General features: G+C 56.8%; 17 protein-coding genes and 1 tRNA gene. 4 read left to right on the top strand and 14 right to left on the bottom strand.

Annotation, left to right across the window (positions count from 1 at the left end):
• Positions 1 to 235: 235 nt before the first annotated feature.
• Entirely contained in the window at positions 236 to 1,225 is a 990-nt protein-coding gene (gene nrdF, locus HMPREF3155_RS07450) for a class 1b ribonucleoside-diphosphate reductase subunit beta (protein ID WP_061924418.1), read from the bottom strand.
• A 412-nt stretch (positions 1,226 to 1,637) separates the two neighbouring features.
• On the opposite strand from nrdF, the gene HMPREF3155_RS07445 reads away from it, so the two are divergent.
• A complete protein-coding gene (locus tag HMPREF3155_RS07445; RefSeq protein ID WP_239240840.1) occupies positions 1,638 to 2,354 on the top strand; it encodes a FadR/GntR family transcriptional regulator in 717 nt (238 codons plus the stop codon).
• Positions 2,355 to 2,469: 115 nt separating this feature from the next.
• Here the strand turns inward: HMPREF3155_RS07445 and nrdE are convergent, their stop codons facing one another.
• From nrdE to HMPREF3155_RS07420, 5 genes are all read right to left on the bottom strand, one after another.
• Positions 2,470 to 4,632, bottom strand: a complete 2,163-nt coding sequence (nrdE, locus tag HMPREF3155_RS07440; protein ID WP_061924424.1) for a class 1b ribonucleoside-diphosphate reductase subunit alpha — start codon at positions 4,630 to 4,632, stop codon at positions 2,470 to 2,472.
• A 113-nt stretch (positions 4,633 to 4,745) separates the two neighbouring features.
• Positions 4,746 to 5,177 (bottom strand): class Ib ribonucleoside-diphosphate reductase assembly flavoprotein NrdI, encoded by a 432-nt coding sequence (gene nrdI, locus HMPREF3155_RS07435; protein ID WP_061924427.1) that lies wholly within the window; start codon positions 5,175 to 5,177, stop codon positions 4,746 to 4,748.
• 20 nt (positions 5,178 to 5,197) lie between these two features.
• A complete protein-coding gene (nrdH, locus tag HMPREF3155_RS07430) occupies positions 5,198 to 5,437 on the bottom strand; it encodes a glutaredoxin-like protein NrdH (protein ID WP_061924430.1) in 240 nt (79 codons plus the stop codon).
• A 443-nt stretch (positions 5,438 to 5,880) separates the two neighbouring features.
• Positions 5,881 to 6,003: a type B 50S ribosomal protein L36 gene (ykgO, locus tag HMPREF3155_RS07425; protein WP_003847162.1), complete on the bottom strand. Its 123-nt coding sequence runs from the start codon at positions 6,001 to 6,003 to the stop codon at positions 5,881 to 5,883.
• A 126-nt stretch (positions 6,004 to 6,129) separates the two neighbouring features.
• Complete coding sequence (locus tag HMPREF3155_RS07420) at positions 6,130 to 7,500, bottom strand: sugar porter family MFS transporter (protein ID WP_070432968.1); 1,371 nt, start codon at positions 7,498 to 7,500, stop codon at positions 6,130 to 6,132.
• Here HMPREF3155_RS07420 and nadE point away from each other — a divergent pair.
• Positions 7,499 to 8,323: an ammonia-dependent NAD(+) synthetase gene (gene nadE, locus HMPREF3155_RS07415; RefSeq protein WP_070432967.1), complete on the top strand. Its 825-nt coding sequence runs from the start codon at positions 7,499 to 7,501 to the stop codon at positions 8,321 to 8,323. The two genes, HMPREF3155_RS07420 and nadE, sit on opposite strands and share 2 nt — an antisense overlap.
• A 27-nt stretch (positions 8,324 to 8,350) precedes the next feature.
• Here nadE and HMPREF3155_RS07410 read toward each other — a convergent pair whose 3' ends face one another.
• From HMPREF3155_RS07410 to pgm, 5 genes are all read right to left on the bottom strand, one after another.
• Positions 8,351 to 9,073: a fructosamine kinase family protein gene (locus HMPREF3155_RS07410; RefSeq protein ID WP_246817710.1), complete on the bottom strand. Its 723-nt coding sequence runs from the start codon at positions 9,071 to 9,073 to the stop codon at positions 8,351 to 8,353.
• A gap of 133 nt (positions 9,074 to 9,206) precedes the next feature.
• A tRNA-Ala gene (locus HMPREF3155_RS07405) sits at positions 9,207 to 9,279 on the bottom strand.
• A 139-nt stretch (positions 9,280 to 9,418) separates the two neighbouring features.
• Entirely contained in the window at positions 9,419 to 10,189 is a 771-nt protein-coding gene (locus HMPREF3155_RS07400) for a DsbA family protein (protein ID WP_061924438.1), read from the bottom strand.
• A 35-nt stretch (positions 10,190 to 10,224) separates the two neighbouring features.
• Positions 10,225 to 10,689 (bottom strand): MauE/DoxX family redox-associated membrane protein, encoded by a 465-nt coding sequence (locus tag HMPREF3155_RS07395; protein WP_061924440.1) that lies wholly within the window; start codon positions 10,687 to 10,689, stop codon positions 10,225 to 10,227.
• 16 nt (positions 10,690 to 10,705) lie between these two features.
• Positions 10,706 to 12,322 (bottom strand): phosphoglucomutase (alpha-D-glucose-1,6-bisphosphate-dependent), encoded by a 1,617-nt coding sequence (pgm, locus tag HMPREF3155_RS07390; RefSeq protein WP_070432965.1) that lies wholly within the window; start codon positions 12,320 to 12,322, stop codon positions 10,706 to 10,708.
• A gap of 351 nt (positions 12,323 to 12,673) precedes the next feature.
• On the opposite strand from pgm, the gene HMPREF3155_RS07385 reads away from it, so the two are divergent.
• Both HMPREF3155_RS07385 and HMPREF3155_RS07380 read left to right on the top strand, forming a co-directional pair.
• Positions 12,674 to 12,982: a fluoride efflux transporter family protein gene (locus tag HMPREF3155_RS07385; RefSeq protein ID WP_061926026.1), complete on the top strand. Its 309-nt coding sequence runs from the start codon at positions 12,674 to 12,676 to the stop codon at positions 12,980 to 12,982.
• Complete coding sequence (locus HMPREF3155_RS07380; protein ID WP_082778689.1) at positions 12,979 to 13,347, top strand: fluoride efflux transporter FluC; 369 nt, start codon at positions 12,979 to 12,981, stop codon at positions 13,345 to 13,347. Before HMPREF3155_RS07385 ends, HMPREF3155_RS07380 begins: the two co-directional genes overlap by 4 nt.
• On the opposite strand, the gene HMPREF3155_RS07375 is transcribed toward HMPREF3155_RS07380, so the two are convergent.
• The 3 genes from HMPREF3155_RS07375 to HMPREF3155_RS13140 form a co-directional block, all read right to left on the bottom strand.
• Entirely contained in the window at positions 13,344 to 15,887 is a 2,544-nt protein-coding gene (locus HMPREF3155_RS07375) for an ABC transporter permease (protein ID WP_070432964.1), read from the bottom strand. The genes HMPREF3155_RS07380 and HMPREF3155_RS07375 overlap by 4 nt on opposite strands.
• A complete protein-coding gene (locus HMPREF3155_RS07370; protein WP_061926034.1) occupies positions 15,887 to 16,624 on the bottom strand; it encodes an ABC transporter ATP-binding protein in 738 nt (245 codons plus the stop codon). The genes HMPREF3155_RS07375 and HMPREF3155_RS07370 overlap by 1 nt, the downstream gene beginning before the upstream one ends.
• A gap of 128 nt (positions 16,625 to 16,752) precedes the next feature.
• On the bottom strand, positions 16,753 to 17,033 hold a 281-nt coding region (locus HMPREF3155_RS13140; protein ID WP_210385649.1), incomplete at its 5' end, for a hypothetical protein.

Raw genomic sequence — 17,033 nt, 5'->3', positions numbered from 1 at the left:
TCCCAGCACGACGGCCACCGGCCGAAAACCTGCCCCAAAACCATTGCACTTCTGCGTGATTCTCGCCACAGGATTTTGCGGTTGCCTGGCGTCAAAACGACGAAACGCACCCCCTAAGGTAATCAACCGGAAGATTGATTAATCCTTGGAAGTGCGCGTGACTCCCAACGCTCAACAGTCGCTGTTAATTATGCGACTCAAGAGAGGGAGGTGGCAGCCGAGCTGGCGGGGCGAGTTAGAAGTCCCAGTCCTCATCGGTGGTGTCTTCTGCCTTACCAATGACATAAGAGGAACCAGAGCCAGAGAAGAAGTCATGGTTCTCATCCGCGTTCGGAGACAGCGAAGACAAGATGGCCGGAGAAACGCGGGTCTCGTCCGCCGGGAACAGCCCCTCGAAGCCGAGGTTGTTCAGCGCCTTGTTGGCGTTGTATCGCAGGAAGCGCTTGACGTCTTCGGTCCAGCCGAGCTCGTCGTAAAGATCCTCGGTGTAGTCGATCTCGTTGTCGTAGAGATCGTAGAGAAGATCGAAAGTGTATTCCTTAATTTCTGCCTGCTCTGCTTCAGAAAGCTCGTTGTAGCCATTCTGGAACTTATAGCCGATGTAGTAGCCGTGAACGGCTTCGTCGCGAATGATCAGGCGGATGATGTCCGCGGTGTTGGTGAGCTTAGCGCGGGAAGAGAAGTACATCGGCAGATAGAAGCCGGAGTAGAAGAGGAAGGACTCAAGCAAAGTGGAGGCGACCTTCTTCTTCAGCGGATCGGCGCCCTTGTAGTAGGACATGACGATCTTTGCCTTGCGCTGAAGATTCTCGTTTTCCTCAGACCAACGGAATGCATCGTTGATCATCGGAGTGGAAGCCAGCGTCATAAAGATGTTTGAGTAGGACTTCGCGTGAACCGACTCCATGAAAGCGATGTTGGTGTAGACGGCTTCCTCGTGCGGAGTCTTTGCATCTGGCAGCAAAGAGACAGCACCAACGGTGCCCTGAATGGTGTCGAGGAGGGTAAGACCCGCGAAGACACGCATGGTGGTCTGCTGCTCGTGCTCAGTCAAGGTCTTCCAAGACTGCAAGTCGTTGGAAACAGGCACCTTCTCTGGCAACCAGAAGTTGCCGGTAAGGCGGTCCCAGACCTCGGAATCTTTATCGTCTGGAACGGTGTTCCAGTTAATCGCCTTCACAGGCTCTGCGTGACTAGCGATGTACTCGTCATACTCGTGTGACACGGTCAGACTCCACTTTCTTCTTAAACGGAATTCATCTTGGGCTAACTGCGGTTAACCATTCTCCGACGAGCGTACCACCCTAGGCCCGGCCAACAATGAGCGCTGCACCTTTAGAAAGCGGTCTAAACAGCGGTCTCAAATGCGGCCTAAACGTGGTCTCAAGGGCGGAATCAAAGGCTGCCTAATCTGGGCCTTAGAAAAGCCGGGAAATACAACTTTGGAGCGCACCCCAAAAGTTTAGAGGTTGAACGCAATTCAAAAACTATTGCACGCATTGAAAGCGATCGATTCGGCAATCGCTTAAGATGTATTTACGTTTCAAGATTGGCTTATGGATGCCGGAAATTATTCTCTTTCAGCTTTGCCTCGTGCACTCTCAAACTGCGGTTTCATAAAAGGAGGATCCCCTACGGTGACCAGCACCAGCGAGTCTCCTACTCCCCTGCTCAATACGGTTCTGGACGAAATCGGCGCAGAAATAGTAAGCGGCACCATTGAAACCGGCCAGCGCTTCACCTTGCGGGATATCTGCGTGCGTTTCGACATTTCGCGCACCGTTGCCCGCGAGGCTATGCGCGCTCTGGAGCAGCTAGGCATGGTTTCTTCCTCACGGCGCGTCGGTATTACGGTTCTTCCGTTGAGCGAGTGGTCAGTATTCGATCAATCGATTATTGACTGGCGCCTAGCTTGCGAGGCTTCCCAGAAAAAGCAGCTCAATTCTCTCAACCAGCTCCGCCTTGCCATCGAACCGATCGCCGCAAGGATGGCCGCCACGGAAGCAACGGAAGAGGAAAGAGAAGAAATCCTGGAGCTCGCAAAGCGTCTCCACGAGTTGGAGATGAAGCCTTCCCGCCGAGTTGGCGAAGAGCTAGCTACGGATCTGCGCTTCCACAGTATGGTGCTGCACGCTTCGGGCAACGAGATGTTCGCGGCGCTTACCCCTTCCCTACTCTCAATGCTCAAAGGAAAGTCAGTTTTCGGTTCGGAAAAGCGCAACCCCATCGCCGGCACCGCCCACTTGCATCAAGAGTTGGCACGCGCAATCGCGGAGCAACGCCCAGACGATGCGGAGAATATCGCGCGGGCCATCCTGGACGAGGCCCGCGCAAGCGCCGGAGCGAAGGCTTAAAAGGCTCCTTTGCGCCAAGCAAGGGGAAAGAAGCAAACAAGCAAGGCGAAAAGAGCGAAACAAACACAAGAACAAAAGTAGAGCCCTCACCCGTTAAGGTGAGGGCTCTTTGCAGTTAGAGCATGCAGGAAACGCAGCCTTCGACTTCGGTTCCTTCAAGCGCCATCTGACGAAGGCGGATGTAGTACAAGGTCTTGATGCCCTTGCGCCATGCGTAAATCTGCGCCCTGTTGATATCGCGGGTGGTGGCGGTGTCCTTGAAGAACAAGGTCAGGGACAAGCCCTGATCCACGTACTTGGTGGCGGCAGCGTAGGTATCGATGATCTTTTCGTAGCCGATCTCGTAGGAGTCCTTGAAGTACTCCAGATTGTCGTTGTCCATGTGCGGCGCCGGGTAGTAGACGCGGCCGATCTTGCCTTCCTTACGGATTTCGATCTTCGACGCAATTGGGTGAATCGAAGAGGTCGAGTTGTTGATATAAGAAATAGAGCCTGTCGGCGGCACTGCTTGTAGGTTGCGGTTGTAGAGGCCATGCTTGGCGACGTCCGCCTTCAGCGCAGCCCAGTCTTCCGCAGTTGGGGTGTGGATAGACGAGGCGTCGAAAAGTTCCTGCACACGTGCAGTGCGTGGGGCAAACTCGGCTGGGTCATAACGATCGAAGAACTCGCCGGAGGCGTACTCAGACTGCGGGAACTCGGAGAAGTATTCGCCGCGCTCGCGGGCAATCTTGTTGGAAGCGCGCAAAGCAGCGTAGAGGACCGCGGCGAAGTAGGCGTTGGTGAAGTCCAGTGCTTCCTCAGAGCCGTACTCGATGTGCTCGCGGCCCAAGAAACCGTGGAGGTTCATCTGGCCAAGGCCGATGGCGTGGGAATCATCGTTGCCTTTGCGAACGGAAGGTACGGAGTTGATAGCGGTCTTATCAGCCACTGCGGTTAGACCACGGATGGCGGTCTCGACGGTCAGAGCGAAGTCTGGGGAATCCATGGTGGTGGCGATATTCAGCGAACCAAGGTTGCAGGAGATATCGGAGCCCATGGTCTCGTAGCTGAGATCGTCGGCAAATACGGACGGAGAGTTGACCTGCAGGATCTCCGAGCAGAGGTTGGACATGTTGATGCGACCGGTCTTGACCGGGTTCGCGTTATTCACGGTGTCCTCGAACATGATGTACGGGTAACCGGATTCGAACTGCAGCTCGGCGATGGTCTGGAAGAAGTGACGGGCGTTGACCTTCTTCTTGCGGATGCGTGGGTCCTCGACCATCTCTTCATAGTGCTCGGTAATGGAGATGTCACCGAAGGCCTTGCCGTAGACGCGCTCGACGTCGTATGGCGAGAACAGGTACATATCGTCGTTCTTCTTAGCCAGCTCGAAGGTGATGTCCGGGATGACGACACCCAGGGAGAGAGTCTTGATACGAATCTTCTCGTCAGCATTCTCACGCTTGGTGTCGAGGAAGTTCATGATGTCTGGGTGGTGCGCGTTGAGGTAGACGGCACCTGCGCCCTGACGCGCACCCAACTGGTTTGCGTAGGAAAAGGAATCCTCCAACAGCTTCATGACTGGGATAACGCCGGAGGACTGGTTCTCGATGTGCTTGATCGGAGCGCCGGCCTCGCGGATGTTGGACAGTAAGAGTGCCACGCCGCCGCCGCGCTTGGAAAGCTGCAGCGCAGAGTTAATGGAACGGCCGATGGACTCCATGTTGTCCTCGATACGCAGGAGGAAACAGGAAACGAGCTCGCCGCGCTGCGCCTTGCCAGCGTTGAGGAAGGTCGGGGTGGCCGGCTGGAAGCGGCCGGTCATGATTTCGTCGACGAGGTGCTCAGCGATGGTGGTGTCACCGTCTGCCAAGAACAGAGCTGTCATAGAAACGCGGTCCTCGAAGCGCTCGAGGTAACGGCGGCCGTCAAAAGTCTTGAGCGTATAAGAGGTGTAATACTTGTACGCACCCAAGAAGGACTTGAAGCGGAATTTATAGGAATAAGCGCGCTTGAATAGGGACTTGATGAAGTCAAAGTCGTACTGCTCGAGCAGAGCTGGCTCGTAGTACTTGTTTTCCACCAGGTAACGCATCTTTTCTTCCAAGTCGTGGAAGTAGACCGTGTTCTGGTTGACATGCTGCAGGAAGAACTGGTTGGCAGCCTCGTGGTCCTTATCGAACTGAATCTTGCCCTCTTCGTCGTAAAGGTTCAGCAAGGCATTCAGAGCGTGGTAATCAAGCTGTTCTTCTGGCTTCACTGGTTCGGCTACGGTCTTGCCCAATTGCGTTGTCACGGCTTTTGGAGCCTTCCTTTGCTTGGCAGCGCATGTCTTACGCCGCGGTGAGAAACGGTTTAGAAAAATATGTAAGGTAACTGCGCATTGCACAGTTACCTATTTTTATAAGTTTAGGCAGCGGCTTCCAGCCCTAGGGCCGTTGCGTTCGCCAGCAGGCCTTCCCTGCAAATCTTAACGTCTTCATCGGTACCAAGTAACTCGAAGCGATAAACGTAGGGCACCTTGCACTTGGCGGAGATTACGTCTCCGGCCTTGCCAAAGTCTGCGCCGAAGTTACTGTTTCCGCCGGAGATAACCGCGCGGATGAGGCCGCGGTTGTGCTCATTGTTGAGAAAACGAATGACTTGCCCCGGAACAGGGCGAGAGTTCTCGCGGCTAACAGAGGCCCCTCCCCCGTAGGTGGGGCAGACAAGAACATAAGGCTCATTCACAATGAGCGGCTCATCATTCTTACGCAGTGGGATGCGGGCGCTTGGCAGGCCCAGCTTGTCAACGAAACGGCGGGTATTTTCCGTTGCGGAGGAAAAATACACAACCAACATTGCTATAAGCCCTGCCCCGTTTAAGCGGTGGCGCTTAGAGCGGCCAGCTCCTTGATGCGCTCTGGGCGGAAGCCAGACCAGTGCTCACCATTGGCCTCAACGACCGGCGCCTGCACATACCCCAGTGCCATGACGTAGTCACGAGCATCATCATCAAGGGTGACGTCTACAGAGGTGTATTCAAGGCCAGCACGGTCGAGGGCCTTCTTAGTAGCGTTGCACTGGACGCAGGCTGGCTTGGTGTAGAGAGTGATGCTCATGATGAAAGTCCTTTGACGCTAGTTCAAGTTTTTAAGGGTTATCCGGCCTAACTAGGTGCGCTTTTAGCGCTTCATCCAGCCCACCGGAACGACACGAACGACACTATACTTTGTGGCAAAAAGCTGCAACCCATACTATATATAGTAGTTACATTCGTGATATTCCCAGGATGTTATCTACCCAGGCCCCACATGTTGACCTACCCAACGCACGGCCATGAAATTACATCGATGAGACTCCTGCAGGTTTACCTGCCGGCAACCTAAAGTTGTGGCAAAGAACACTATTGTCACCAATGCTTTACCCGCCGATCGCTTAAACAACACCCGTAACAGGAGATGTAGATCGGGCTGCCAAGGCGACGTCGGCAAGCGCAAAAGAAAAGCACCCGCCTAGAACCGAAGTCCTAGGAGGGTGCTTCTAATCAAGAAAGCCGATGCTTCTAGCCCTGGCGAGCCTTGAAGCGCGGATCCTTCTTGTTGATCACGAAGACCTTACCGTGGCGGCGAATAACCTGGGCGCCCGGCTTCTTCTTCAGCGACCGAAGAGACTTACGAACCTTCATCGGGCGCTCCTTTCGTTATGCGCAAACTTCATGCGGTTGAATACTTTTAAAGCACAGCCATCAAAGTTACGGCCATGACACGAGGAAAAATCTTACCCCACGCGCGCGCCATAACCAAAACACTGATTAATTAGCGTAGCGCTCCTGCATCTCATCGCCTACTTCTTCCAGACTACGGCCCATCGTCTCCGGCACCAACAGCTTGGTATAAGCGATCGCCGCAAAGCCTAAGAAAGCAAAGATCATAAAGGCAACGGGACCAGTCAACCACTCGACCATTGGCAGGAAGAACTGCGCGACCGCCCAGTTGGTTACCCACAGGGAAAGCCCGGCGATACCCATGCCGATGCCGCGGACCTCAGGGGGAACGAGCTCGGAGATGAGCAGCCAGGTGGTCGGCGATACAGCGGCCTGCTGGAAAGCAATGAAAAGGGCCATAAACGCCAGCGACAACAACGCCATAGGTGTTGAGCCCTCGGCAAAGCGGTACGCGATGGAAAGAACGACCAAGGAAATGACGTTTCCGGTCAGGCCGATGCTGAGCAGGCGCTTGCGCCCGATGCGGTCGACGACTTTCAGACCCAACCAGCAGGCGACTACGGAGACGGTGCCGATGAGGATGGAGGTATACACGGCGTTCGCTGTAGAAATACCCACCTGACTCATCATGGTCGGGGCAAAGTACACGATGGCATTAACGCCGGTTATCTGCTGAGTAAGCCCCATCAGCATGGCAAGCAGCACGGTCACTTGCAGCCAGCGTTCTTCCTTTAGGCGCGCCCATTCGCCGCGTTTTGCGGCTCCGGAAGCTCCCGCCGCCCCAGCGGTTCCGAGCTCGGTTCCAGAGATACCGACCCGTGCAGCAAGCTTCCAGGCCTCGTCGATGCGATGCTTCTTTAGCAGCCAGGCCGGTGTATCGGGCAAGAAGATCATGCCCACGGCGAGCATGGCACCTGGTACGGCGGCAAGGCCTAGCATCCACCGCCATGAGCCGGTGCCGGCGAGCGCGGAGTTGACCAGGTAGGCCACCAACTGACCGACGACGATCATCAAGGTATTCAGCGAAACCAGGCGGCCGCGGGCACGCGCTGGGGAAATCTCGGAGATATACATCGGCGAAACAATGGATACTGCGCCTACCGCAACCCCCAGGAAGGTGCGGGCGGCAGCTAGTGCCACAACAGAACCGGCAAGCGCACACCACACCGAACCAGCGACGAATACTGCGCCACCGAGAATCAGGGTCTTGCGGCGGCCGATTGCATCCGCGACGCGGCCGGCAATGAGCGCGCCGACGGCGGCGCCAACTAAGAGCATGGAGGTAACCCAGCCCTCCTGGTTGGCATTCATGTCGAATTCGGGACCGATGAATAGCAGCGCACCGGACATAACGCCGGTGTCGTAGCCAAAGAGGAGGCCACCTAGTGCGGCGACTGCGGCGACGACTTTGACATAGGTTTTATTTTTCACTCGTTCATCCTTGCAGCCCGCTACCATGGGCGTCATGTCGCAAACTGGACTTCCGCTGCAAGAAAGCATCATAAAAGCCCTGGGTGTTAAACCCTTAATCGATCCAGAACAAGAAGTGGAATCGCGCGTTAACTTCCTTGCGGATTATCTGCGCAACACTGGCGCCAAAGGTTTCGTCCTGGGCATTTCAGGCGGGCAAGATTCCACCCTCGCCGGCCGCTTGGCACAAATGGCGGTGGAGAAGGTGGAAGGCACGCAGTTCTGGGCTGTACGTCTGCCGCACGGCGTCCAGATCGATGAGGAGGACGCACAGATTGCCCTCGACTTCATCCAGCCGGATCATCGCCTGACGGTGGATATCGCCCCGGCCACGCAGGGCATTGACGACGCCGTGGCGAAGAGCCTGGGCAAACCGGGCTTAGGCGATTTCAACCGCGGAAACGTCAAGGCCCGTCTGCGCATGACCGCACAGTACGCCATCGCTGGTGAGGTCGGCGCGCTGGTCATCGGCACCGATCACGCTGCTGAGAACCTCGCAGCTTTCTTCACCAAGTGGGGCGATGGTGCGGCCGACCTCGTGCCGCTGGAAGGGCTCAACAAGCGCCAGGGTGCCCAGCTGCTGCGCCACTTAGGCGCGCCGGAGTCGACGTGGAAGAAAGTCCCCACGGCAGATTTAGAGGAAGACCGCCCACAGCTGCCCGACGAGGAAGCTCTCGGGGTAAGTTACGCTCATATCGATGACTACCTTGAGGGCAAAGAGGTCCCGGACTCTGCCCGTACCCGTATCGAAGAGCTCTGGCATCGCGGCGCGCACAAGCGCATCATGCCGCCGGGCCCGCACTCCCTATAAACGCGCACTCGGTTTAACTCGGCCTGCCTACCCTTCTAGAAGCTCCAGGGTGGCATGCGCGGCGTCGCCAAGCGCGCGATGATAGGCCACGCCATGGGTCAGCGCGTGTACCGCAAGGGGATGAAGCTGATGGAGCGGGAACCAACGCTTTTCATCGGGCGATAGCCCGTAGCCGCGGTAGATATCGTCCAGGTAGGGCGCGCCAAAAAGTTCAAGCATGGCCAGGTCAGTGTGCGGGTGCCCGCCATGGGCGGCCGGGTCAATCATCACCGCACTTTCGGCAGTAAATAACACGTTTCCGGCCCACAAATCGCCATGGATGCGTGCGGGACGCACATCCCACTGCCGCTTTAGCACCGCATCGCAGGCGCGCTTGACGACGTCCCGGTAGCCCTCATCCAGCGCACCATTAGCCTCCACGAAGGGCAGCACCCGCTGGTGCACATAAAAATCGCCCCAGTGCTCGACCGGCCGGCATTCCTGCTCAACACGGCCAATATAATTGCGGCCCGTCCACCCCTCCGGAGCCACACCGAAAGCATCCGCGCCAGAGGCGTGCACCTCCCGCAGCGCCCGCCCGAAAGCCTGCGCCGCACTAGCCGTGGGCCGCGACTCCACAACGCGACGGGTGCTAATGAAGCGCGCTCCTACTCCCGCCACCTCAGCAACAACGTCAGGCCGTGCCTGCGCCAGCCACCGCAACCCCGCTACCTCGACGCCAGCTTGGTCCGCAGTGCCTACTCGCTTCATAAAAGTCTCCATGGCGCCCCACCGTACGCCCCCACCCCGGACATGTACTCTTAGCAGGAGCTAAGAAACAAACAACCCATTAAATAAGGAATAGAAAAAGGGCCGCCACAAAAGTGACGACCCTTGAATCAAGTGGAGCTAACGGGATTCGAACCCGTGACCCCCACACTGCCAGTGTGATGCGCTACCAGCTGCGCCATAGCCCCATTCCCAACGCGATTACCTCGCGCTAGCAACTGAAATAAAGTTAGCAGAAACTTTTTAGCGGAACCAAATCGCCTGCAGGAATACAAAAATGGGCAGCCGATAACCGGCTGCCCATGAGGTTCGCGAAGCGCGAGAGTCTTACTTGACTACCTGCGGGACAAAGTTCCACTGGGATACAGGAGTACCCTTCGGTGGGTTGATGTCCTTGCCGTCCTTGATGACGCGCGGGGAGGAAACAGTACCCGTGGTTTCCTTAAGCTTCTTTGCGTTCGCACGACCAATCTCGTTACCAGCCTCGACGCCAGCGTCCTTGATCTGCTTCTGCACATCACCGTCAGCACCGAAGCCCTTGGCAGCTTCTGCAAAGTCCTCAAAGTCCCAGGAGCCAACGGACTGCTGGTTCTCAAACAGGTAAGCGCGCATGTTCCAGTAAGCCTTCGCATCGCCAGAACGAGCGATAATGTCCATCACGGATGCGGACTTGGAGGAGTGTCCCTCCAGCTTGATGCTGTCATCGGACATGAACTTCTCCAGGTCGACGCCGCGCAGATCCAGGAAGTTCATTGGGTGCACGTTGACAACCAGCTCGCCTTTTTCGACTGCTTCCTTCATCGCCTTGTCACTGCCTTCAGCGAGCTCAGCGCAGTGAGGGCAAGAAAAGTCCTCATAGAGGTCTACTTCTGGGGCGCTTTCCTTGGTCTTTGCGCTCTTCAACGTCACAATTCCGTTGTCATCAACAGAAGTTTCCATGGTGACGTCGACTGCGTTTTCTGCAATCTTGTCGGACTTTGCGTCCTTGCCGCTGATAACGATGTATCCAATAACGACGGCCGCGATAACGAGCAGAACTCCAACTGCCCAGAAAAAGCCCGAGTTACCCTTGCTATTCGGGTTAGTTACTTTTGCCACTGACATTCTCCTTTTAAATGGCTTGCTCTAAGAGTCTAAGGGTGCAACGCAAATTTGTTGAACGGACGCTTAATCGTCCACACCGTCAAGATTAGGTAGAACGTATCACGAGCAAGAGTCTGCATATAGTTCATCACTTGTGCCTCTTCGTCAGGATTGACTGTGAAGCATCCGCAATCAATTCCCAAACCGCGGCCCCAAGCTTGCCCGATGCCGATCATGAACAGCAAAAGAACAAAAGTGGCAACCTTAGAGGACGGACGCAAGAAAAGACCTAGAAGCAGCAGGACGCCACCACAGATTTCCAATGGGGCGATTAGATACGCAAGATATCCAGACCACTCGGGTGTGAAAACTTCATAAGCACTAATAGATTGGGTTACTGAAAGATTTTCACCCAACTTGGCGTAACCGGCTTTAATCCAGATATAAGCCATGTAGAAGCGAGCGAACGCACTAATGACGTCCAGGATCAGCTTCTTGTCGATTTTCTTAGTCACCCGAGATAGTTTAGCCCTAAACTTCTAGCACTTGGGTAACAAGTTCCTGTGCTTCTTCTTGCACTTTCCTGAGATGTTCCTCACCCAGGAAAGACTCCGCGTAAATCTTGTATTTATCTTCCGTGCCGGATGGGCGCGCGGCAAACCAAGCATTGCGGGTTGTCACCTTAAGGCCACCGATGGCAGCCCCATTTCCGGGCGCCTCGGTGAGCTTAGCGGTGATTTCCTCGCCGGCTAGATCTGTGGCCTCTACCTGCTGCGGGGAAAGCTTTTTCAGGATGGCTTTTTGCGCGCGGTCAGCGGGTGCATCGGTGCGCGCATAAGCTGGGGCACCGAATTCTTCAGCCAGCTCCGCGTAGCGCTGCGACGGGCTCTTGCCGGTTACCGCAGTGATTTCAGCAGCGAGCAAATCCATGATGATGCCATCTTTATCGGCAGACCACACGGAGCCATCGAAACGCAGGAAGGAAGCACCAGCAGATTCCTCCCCACCGAAGCCGATGCTGCCATCTAGAAGGCCAGGCACAAACCACTTGAAGCCGACAGGCACCTCAACCAGCTCGCGCCCGAGCTTGGCGACGACACGGTCCACCATGGAGGAAGAAACCAACGTCTTGCCCACGCCAGCATTGCCCCACTGTGGGCGGTGACTAAACAGGTAGTCAATGGCCACTGCGAGGTAGTGGTTTGGATTCATCAGCCCGGCATCCGGGGTGACGATGCCATGGCGGTCCGCATCCGCGTCGTTGCCGGTGGCCAGATCGAACTTTTCACGGTTTGCGATGAGCGAGGCCATGGCGTTCGGCGAGGAGCAGTCCATGCGAATCAAGCCATCGGTATCGAGCGTCATGAAGCGGAAAGTTCCATCCACCGCCGGATTCACCACCGTAAGGTCCAGATCGTATTGCTCGGCAATGGCCACCCAATAGTCCACCGAGGCACCGCCCATCGGGTCAGCGCCGATGCGCAGGCCGGCCTTCTTGATGGCATCCATGTCCACGACGTTTCGCAGATCGGCCACGTAAGAATCGACGTAATTGTGTTTTGCGCAGCGCTCGTCCAACACGCCGGAAACGTTCACGCGCGCGACGCCATCGAGCCCGGCGCGCAGGTAACCATTAGCGCGCGCCGCAATCCAATCCGTAGCAACAGTATCGGCAGGCCCGCCCGTTGGTGGGTTGTACTTGAAGCCGCCGTCGCGTGGCGGGTTATGCGAAGGCGTAATGACGATGCCGTCAGTACCCGGGTGCGTCAGGATGGCATGCGAGATAGCAGGGGTCGGGGTGTAGCGGCCACGGTCGTCGACACGCACCTCAACCTCATTTGCAAGCAAGACCTCCAGCGCAGAGACCATGGCCGGCTCCGAAAGCGCATGGGTATCGCGGCCAACAAAGATTGCGCCCGTGGTGCCCTGCTCTTTACGGTAGTCCACGATGGCCTGGGTAATGGCCAGAATGTGCCGCTCATTGAAAGCGGCATCCAAGGCCGAACCGCGGTGACCAGAGGTACCGAAGACCACCTGCTGGTCCGGGTTTTCTACATCGGGAACACGGGTGTAGTAGGCGGTAACAAGCTCCGCGATATCGATGAGGTCACTTGGTTGCGCAAGCTGGCCAGCTCGTTCATGTGCCATGGATTGCTCCTTTAGGGGGTGGATGGGGAGGTACAAAAGTCCGTTTTAGGCGTGGCCTTAGCTTGCCAAGCCACGTGGAGTTTCGCAGGACTTTTAACCCCCACAAGGGGGAAAATGTGAATCAGATCTACAAATCTTCTTGTTTATTTTCTGTCACGTAGTAGCTTTTCAGCCTGGAACCAATGAAAAATTTTCGCGACAGCATCGCCGGGGTGATTTAGTGTCTATTCGTTCTCATCGCCCGCGAGACCAAGACCTATTTGAAGTTTGATCCCAAGCTCAACAAGCCAGTTGAGGAAGTTGAGGCGTTCGTCCGTTCCCAGCAGATGGAGTGGAAGTAATATGTAGGCCATGCCTCAAGCACTAGTAGTCGGGTCCGGCGCCGCATTAGGCGCCGTAGCCCGCTATTTTTTGTCATCCCTGTTGGGCGGAGGAATGATTCCGCTGCTTTTAATCAACGTTTTGGGCAGCGCCCTGATGGGTTATTTCAAGCCGGGGCCCTTCTGGGGCACGGGCGTTCTCGGCGGCTTTACTAGCTTCGCCACGTTCGCTTTCCTAACCTCCTCCGTTACTGCCGCGCAGGCTGGCTGCTACGTGCTGGCAACGGTGGTTGGTTGCGTTATGGCCTATCTCCTGGGTGACAAGGTAGGCGCCAAGTGATTGTTCTCTACATCCTCTCCGGCGCCTTCCTCGGCGGCATGGCCCGCTACGGTTTCACCAAGGTACTGCCCGCTCCGGTTAGCACCTTCGCCGCAAATATGTGTGGCGCGCTCGCGATCGGTTTCGCCTACGGCTTTGTTGAGCAAGTAAGCGGCGCGCTTAGCGAGGTCCTCTATCCCCTAGCCATCGTCGGGTTCGCCGGCGGGCTCTCCACGTGGTCGACCCTAGCCAAGGAGCTCGGAGAAATGCTTAAAGAAAAGAGGTACTGGAAGTGTATCCAGTACCTCTTCTTCACCCTCGCGCTGGGCATCGTTCTAGCCTGGCGCGGGGCGATGTGGGCTCCGATTATCTATCAGAACTTCTAGTCCGCGATTGCATCCAAAGGCGGAGTCTTGGATGCACCATGTGCTGGCCATAGCGCGGCCAGCACGCCAACCACGGCAGAGCCCACCAGCAAGATGGCCAGCATGCCCCACGGAATAACGGCGCTACCAAGCCCCTCTTCGGACAGTACCTTGATAAAGGCCCAGCCTAGGCCCAGGCCCAGAATCATGCCCACCACTGCGCCGAATACTGCAATCTGGACGGACTCCAGGGTGATCATCGTGCGGATCTGACGGCGCTGGGTACCAACGGCGCGCAGCATGCCAATTTCCTGACGGCGTTCGATAACGCCCAGGGTCAGCGTATTGACGATGCCGAGCACCGCGATGATGACCGCAAGCGCCAACAGCGCGTAGAGAATGGTCAGCATCTGGTTAATCATGCTTGCGGCCTCGCCAGCGTATTCTTCACCGGAAGCCACCTGCACCACCACGAGGTCCTTGACGGATTCCTCCAGGTTGGTGCGCAGTTGCTCCAAGTCGACGCCCTCCGCTGCGTTGACGCCAACCATCGCTACGGTCAGGGCGTCGCCAGGCAGCAGCTTCTCGACGTCCTTTTGGGAAACCGCCAGCTTGGGCAGCATCTGGAAGTCCTCATAAATGCCCTTCAGCTCGACCTTTGTAGTCTTGCCCGGAACCATGCCAGAAAGCTCGTAGCTCTCGCCGACCTTCCAGCCTTGCTCGCCTGCGGTGGTGGCATCGGCGATGAAACCGCCCTCGGCGATGTCGCTATCGCCTTCGACCATGTTCAGCATGAAGATGTTTTGTGGGTTGGAATCAACCGTCTCCGACATGGTGTGTTCGGGGCCATAGTTCAACGAGGCTTGGTCTTCGACCTTCACCGGCGCGGTGCCGACAGTGATGACTTCGCCAGCGCCCTCGGCCTTGGCGGCGCGCTCGCCTGTCTCTACCGGAGTGGGGAAACTGCCCTGGGAAGGCCCGGAGAGCAGGTAATCGGCGCTGATGTCCTTCTCCATCGTCTCCGCAACGGAGGACTTCATAGTGGCGCCCAGCATGCCGATGGCAGTCACGAGGACAACGCCAAGGGTAAGCGCGAAGGCGGTTGCTGCGGTACGGCGCGGGTTGCGCTTGGAGTTGGTAGACGCCAGCTTGCCGATGGCCCCGAAAGGCGCTCCGATGACTCGGCCCAAGGTAGGAACGATGGGTAGTGAAAGTGCGGGGCCTGCGAGGCTGAAGCCTACGATCAAGTTGAGCGCGCCCAGGCCGACGAGTCCGGCGCGGATGCCAGTCGCGGCGTCGACAAGCACGCCGGCGATGACGAAGATGACGCCCGAGCCCATGAGCAAACCGCCGACGATCGTGCGTACCTTCAGCGAGCTTGCCGCAGCGGACTCTGTGGTGCGCATGGCCTCAACCGGCTCGACTGCACCCGCGCGGCGGGCAGGTGCCCATGCGGAAACCACCGTAACCACGGTGCCCAGAATGATGGGCACGATGACCGCAAGCGGGCTCAATCCGAGGCCGCTATCTGCAGGCATGCCGCGGGATGCAAGCACGGCCTTGATGATCGCCACCAGGCCCATGCCGGCGACGACGCCCACCGCGGAGCCCAAAAGGCCCACGATGAAGGACTCAACGACGACCGAGCGGGTAATTTGTCGGCGCGATGCGCCCAGCGCACGCAACAGCGCAAACTCTTTGGTGCGCTGTGCGACGATCATGGAGAAGGTGTTCGCGATAATGAAGGTGCCGACCAACAGCGCGATGAGGCCGAAGGCAATGAGGAAGTAATTGACGAACTTCAGCGCCGAAGAAATAGCATCCGACATTTCCTCTGCAAGCTTTTCGCCGGACTCCGCCTCGACGTCGTAGGTGGCGTTAAGATGATCGACGAGCTGCTCTGGGCTTACTCCCTCAGCGGCAGAGACCTTCAGCTGCTGCGAGTTTCCGTAGCGTTCAACGAAGGCCTTGCTATCCATCTGCAGGGTAATACTTGGGCCTGCGTCCACGGCTGGCTTCTCGATGCCAGCGACGGTGACCTCGTCACGCTTGTCAGGGTGGACAACGAGCAGCTTTTGGCCAACGGTGACGCCGTACTTTTCTGCCGCGGCATCGTTGATGGTGACCTCGCCAGTACCGTGTGGCGCCTCGCCCTGGATAATCTCGCCGGGCTCACCTACCGACTCTTCAGCGTTGTAGTAGGGCCTAACGCTCGCCCCACCGCCGGTGGTCTGGAATGCTTCGGCCTTGTCATTGGCGACGACCACGTTTTGCGCGCTTTCGATGTTGACCTTGCCGACCATGTCGTCGTTAGCTAGGTCCTGGCGCATCTTTTCATCCAAGTCCGGGCCCGAATCCTTCTTGCTGACGGCAGCGTCAACACCAGTAAAAGCATTGGAAACCGCCGCATCGAAAGTATTCGACAGGGAATTGGTGAACATGAACGAGCCGGCAATAAAGGCGGTGCCAAGGACGACCGCGAGCAGCGTCAGCGCAAGGCGGAGCTTATGGGCAACGATATTGCGCAAGGAGACCTTGCGCATGGTGGTATTTCTAGCCATTAGCTTTCGATCTCCGCCATGACCTTGTGGATGGATTCCATGGTTGGATTCTGCAGCTCGTTGACCAGCTTGCCGTCGGCCAGGAAGACCACGCGGTCTGCGTATGAGGCTGCCTTGGCATCGTGGGTGACAATGACGACGGTCTGGTCATCTTGATCCACTGCGGTGCGCAGAATATCCAAAACCTCCGCGGAAGAATTGGAATCAAGGTTGCCGGTGGGCTCATCGCCGAAGATGATCTCTGGGCGGGATACAAGCGCACGCGCACACGCCACGCGCTGCTGCTGACCGCCGGAAAGCTCTGCGGGACGGTGGCTCAGGCGCTGTGCCAATCCCAGACGGGTTGTCACCTCATCGAACCAGGACTTATCTACTTCCTTGCCAGCGATATTCATTGGCAGGGTAATGTTTTCTGCCGCAGTTAGGGTAGGTACCAAGTTGAAAGACTGGAAGATGAACCCTAGGCGGTCACGGCGCAGTGCGGTGATGGACTTGTCGTTTAGCTGCGACATATCCGTGTCGCCGATAAAGGCTGAACCACTAGTAGCTGAATCAAGACCGGCCATGGTGTGCATCAGCGTAGACTTTCCTGAACCTGACGGGCCCATGATGGCAGTAAATTTATTGCGCTCGAAGACCACGTTGACATGGTCCAATGCGGTAACAGCGGTATCGCCTTGCCCGTATTGCTTAAAAAGTTCGACGGCGCGCGCCGCTGCCCTCTCCGGTGGACACATGGTGGGAATCTCCTCACGGTAATGATGGTTTTAAGCTATCCATCCCAGCCTAGCTGCCACACCCGACCGGCGTATAACTGCTAAGAAGATTCCGATTCTTCTCCAAGGTTCGTCAACGCCACGTTGAACTACTCCGCTCCCTCGATGCGCATAGACCGGAGATGCCGGTTGATAGTTGTCGTGCTGAAATAAGCTGCGTTCGACCCATCGAAGCCGCCGTAACCGGGCGTTGTGGGCCTGTTGGATGGTTCGAATGCAGGTTGGCCAACGATAGGCGTGGGAACGTCGTGCCGATAGTCGTGGCCGGGTGGTGTTGGTTCAATGGTGGAAAACGCAAAGAAGGAAGGGAAGCAACCGTAGTAGTTGCTTCCCTTCTTTTGTGTATTGAGTTGTGTGTTTATTGTTTTAT

This window comes from Corynebacterium sp. HMSC06D04 (assembly GCF_001807315.1).
GTDB lineage: Bacteria > Actinomycetota > Actinomycetes > Mycobacteriales > Mycobacteriaceae > Corynebacterium > Corynebacterium simulans.
The sequence above is the reverse complement of the archived record's forward strand: the minus strand, read 5'-3'. Positions and strand labels throughout refer to the sequence as shown.